Origin of the sequence: Microbacterium sp. B35-04, from assembly GCF_010634885.1 — a bacterium.
Taxonomy (GTDB): domain Bacteria; phylum Actinomycetota; class Actinomycetes; order Actinomycetales; family Microbacteriaceae; genus Microbacterium.
The window spans coordinates 1-3,363 of record NZ_MWLP01000060.1; the positions used below are offsets into that span (position 1 = coordinate 1).

The window sequence follows — 3,363 nt, forward strand, 5'->3', positions numbered from 1 at the left end:
GCTCGCCGGCGGCTGAACCCCGACCGTCTCCCGCGTGAGGGAGCCGGTAGGCCGTCGGCTCCCTCAGCCTGCCCACAACCCCTCGGAGGAGGCCGAACGTGGACATCATGCTGGACCTCGAGCAGCTCAAGGCCGCCCAGTCGGGGCTCGAGTCGTCGATTTCGGAGTTCGAGGCCGCGTCCGACACGAACGACGGCCTTGAGGACGCGGTGGGTCGCCCCGATGGACGTGGGGATCTGCTGAACCAGGTGATCGACTTCGAGGTGGCCTGGCGTGACAAGCGCGGCAAGCTCAAGGAGAACCTCGAGAACATCAAGAAGCAGCTGACCTCGATCATCGACGGCTGGGAAGAGTGGGACACCACGACGGCACGGGATCTGGAGGGGTCGACGACGACCACTGAGCTCACGTCGACGAGGGCCTCCTGATGCGCTCGCCGAACAAGGGCTACGACCTCCAGCAGCTGGAGGGCAATGCGACGGACATCTCCACCCGCGCCCAGCAGCTGAAGACTCTCGCGACGACGATGGAGAACACCTCCGTCCAGCTCAAGGCGATCGGTGACTCGTCGGTTCACAGAAGCAAGGGCACCGACAAGCTCGCCGAGATGGCCAACGAGAGTCACGCCGACCTCTCCGACGCGGCGGTGCGATACCGCGGAACCGGCCAGAGCCTCGCCTCGTACGGCGAAGCACTGGAGACGGCGCAATCGTGGCTGCGTGCCAACCTCAGCGATGTCGAAGACGCAGAGAACGCCTACCAGGCGGCGCTCGTCGCGAAATCGGAAGCGGACTTCGCCGAGACACTCGCCCTCACGACCGCGTCCGGGGCGGAGGACGACGCACTCACGCGTGCCGCCGACCGCGCCGAAACGGATGCGGACTCTGCGCAGGACGCAGTGACCACTGCTCAAGCGCTTCGCGACGAGCTGTGGGAGGAGTTCGAGGACGTCTTCGGCACGTGGTCCGATGCGTATGACGACGCCGTCGACGGCATCGAGAACGCGATCGAGAGTGCCGATAACAACGACGGCTTCTGGGAGTTCATCGACGACGTCCTTGACGTCATCGCGATCGTCCTCGTCGTGCTGAGTGTGATCGCGCTCATCATCGGCGCACCCTTGACAGGTCTGCTCGCGGGCATCATCTTCGCTCTCGCCGCAGCGTCGTTCCTGCTCACGGCCCTGAAGTTCGCCTACGGACGGGCCAGCCTGAGCGATGTCGCCTGGAGCGCGGTCGGACTCCTGCCCTTCGGCGTCGGCAAGATCCTCTCGCGGGGAGTTCCCGCGCTCGGCACAGTGGTCCAGGGTGGCCGCGGTGCCGTCACGGCCGCCATCCGCAGCAGCCTCCCGCAGTTCTCGCTCTTGCGCCCCACGACCTGGGCCGCGCCGCTGCAGTCGCTCTTCGCGCCGGCGAGGGCCTGGCTCGCGCTTCCGAAGCCGGGCCTGTTCACCAACCCGCTGACGGCACTGCGCCTGGGCGGTGCGGAGACCGCGCAGATCACATCGTTCCTGAACACCATGCGCAGCACGCCGTGGGCGACGAGCCCAGGGGTGGCTCAGTTCATCTCGTCGACCGCGGGCTCGCTGCCCGGAGGGTTCCTGCAGGGTGCGAACATGGTGTCGTGGAGTGGGTTCGCCGTCGTGGACTTGCTGGGGCTCGCGGACGCGCAGCCCGAGATCCCGGGCCTTCGCGACGTGCGCATAGGCTGAGACCGTGAGTCCCAGTCGCACGAATCCTCGCTCGGTGCAGTCCATCGCCCGTGTGGCGTACGCGGTCGTCGCCGTCCTTCCCCCGGCGATCCTGATCGTGTTCCTCGTGGGGTCGCTGTTCTTCTCGGGCGGGCAGGTCAGCGCCACGATGGACCCGAAGTGGGGGGTTGTCTGGGCGTATCCGCTGTTCGTCGTCCCCACGGTTCTGCTCGTGGCTCTCGGAGCGGTGCTGGTGGTGCTGGCCATCATCCTGGCCGCCACCGCGCGTGACGCGGATGTGCCGGGGCTGCGCGGGCTGCTCGGACCGACGGCCGCCTCGATCGTCGCAGCCGTCGGATTCGCGCTCCTCGCTCCCGACGGCGGCACTCGGAGCGGCGATGTCACGTTCGGGGACCAGTGGCAGGGAGCGGTCGTCAGCAGCGTGGCTCTCGTCATCCTGCTCATCGGCATCGCTGTGGCGCGCACGCGGTCAGAGGACCGCCAGAGCACCGCCCGATGACGGCGCTGTCGGGCTTTCGCCTGCTGCTCCCGCCGGGCTGGTCTCGGTACCGAGTCGACGAGGACGGACGCAAGCGGTTCTTCGCGAAGCTGTCGGCGCGGATGAAGCAGATCGGCAATCCGGAGCTCGACGTCAAGCTGCGGATGCTGGCGAACGCTCAGTGGCGTCGACTCGAGCAGACGGGGACTCACAGCGTCTATCTCCCGGATCGCGAAGTCGAGGGGCTCGCTCACCTGCCGATCTCACTGGCCGTGCGACAGCATGTCGCGCCGTCGGGGGCTGCGTTCGCCGACGGTCTCGGTGGCCTCACGCGGGCCGCCATCGAGACGTTCGACACCGCGATCGGCCCGATTCAGCGCTGGCAGTCCGAGACGATCGGCAGCGATGACGACGCCGGGATCACGACCCGAGCACTCGGCTACGGATTCGCCCTGCCGGGTGCGGACGGGCGGCGCGGACTCGTCTTCCTGGCCAGCATCCCGTATGCCGACGACGCGGATCCGGTCCTCGTCGAGGGGGCGACCGAGCTCGTGGACTCGATCATGGAGACATTCCGATGGCGATAGCCCCGATGTACACGCTCTCGCTCGAATCGACGTGGCTGCCCGTGCCGCTGCGGTTTCCGTGGGGGACGTTCACCCGGCCGGACGAGTGGGCCACCGTGCTCACCGACAGCTTGCTGGCCGACACCGGTGTCGACGACGAGGCGCGTGACCGGCTGCGAGCGACCGCACTCCACCTGCAGGCCATGTCGGGACCCCTTCCCGGGGCGATGGAGCGGTTCTGGCGCACCGAGTTCGTCGGTGGTGAGACGATCATCGCGCACCTGTACATCACCGATTCGGATGCCGCGACCGCCGAGGATCTCGTGCAGCTGGCGCGTGCGGGTGTCGGGGGAGTCGTCCAGATCTGGGGATCCCTGGAGGGGACGGCCTTCGATGCCGCGGTCAGCGCGGTCGTGGTGTCGGGTGCGGAACAGGCCGAGGTGTATGGGCTGCGGCATCTGGGTGTACGCGACGGCTTCGTCTTCCTGCTCGATCTGCTGCACGACAACCCCCTCGTCGTCGACGCCGTGCAGGGGGAGCTCGAGCGGGTCTTCTGTTCGATCCGCTTCGCGTAGCGCGCCCCTCCGGGATGGGGAATGGTCCCCATC

The 3,363-nt window shown here is 67.9% G+C and carries 5 protein-coding genes; all 5 read left to right on the forward strand.

Going from position 1 to position 3,363, the window contains the following annotated elements; genetic code table 11:
- The first annotated feature begins 98 nt into the window (after positions 1 to 98).
- The 5 genes from B1729_RS14115 to B1729_RS14135 are packed head-to-tail and all read left to right on the forward strand — an operon-like array spanning position 99 to position 3,330.
- Positions 99 to 428, forward strand: a complete 330-nt coding sequence (locus tag B1729_RS14115; RefSeq protein ID WP_163633343.1) for a hypothetical protein — start codon at positions 99 to 101, stop codon at positions 426 to 428.
- Positions 428 to 1,711 (forward strand): hypothetical protein, encoded by a 1,284-nt coding sequence (locus B1729_RS14120; RefSeq protein WP_163633345.1) that lies wholly within the window; start codon positions 428 to 430, stop codon positions 1,709 to 1,711. The genes B1729_RS14115 and B1729_RS14120 overlap by 1 nt, the downstream gene beginning before the upstream one ends.
- Before the next feature lie 4 nt (positions 1,712 to 1,715).
- Positions 1,716 to 2,210: a hypothetical protein gene (locus B1729_RS14125; RefSeq protein ID WP_163633347.1), complete on the forward strand. Its 495-nt coding sequence runs from the start codon at positions 1,716 to 1,718 to the stop codon at positions 2,208 to 2,210.
- Positions 2,207 to 2,776 (forward strand): hypothetical protein, encoded by a 570-nt coding sequence (locus tag B1729_RS14130; protein WP_163633349.1) that lies wholly within the window; start codon positions 2,207 to 2,209, stop codon positions 2,774 to 2,776. The genes B1729_RS14125 and B1729_RS14130 overlap by 4 nt, the downstream gene beginning before the upstream one ends.
- Positions 2,767 to 3,330, forward strand: a complete 564-nt coding sequence (locus B1729_RS14135) for a hypothetical protein (RefSeq protein ID WP_163633351.1) — start codon at positions 2,767 to 2,769, stop codon at positions 3,328 to 3,330. The genes B1729_RS14130 and B1729_RS14135 overlap by 10 nt, the downstream gene beginning before the upstream one ends.
- Positions 3,331 to 3,363: the final 33 nt, after the last annotated feature.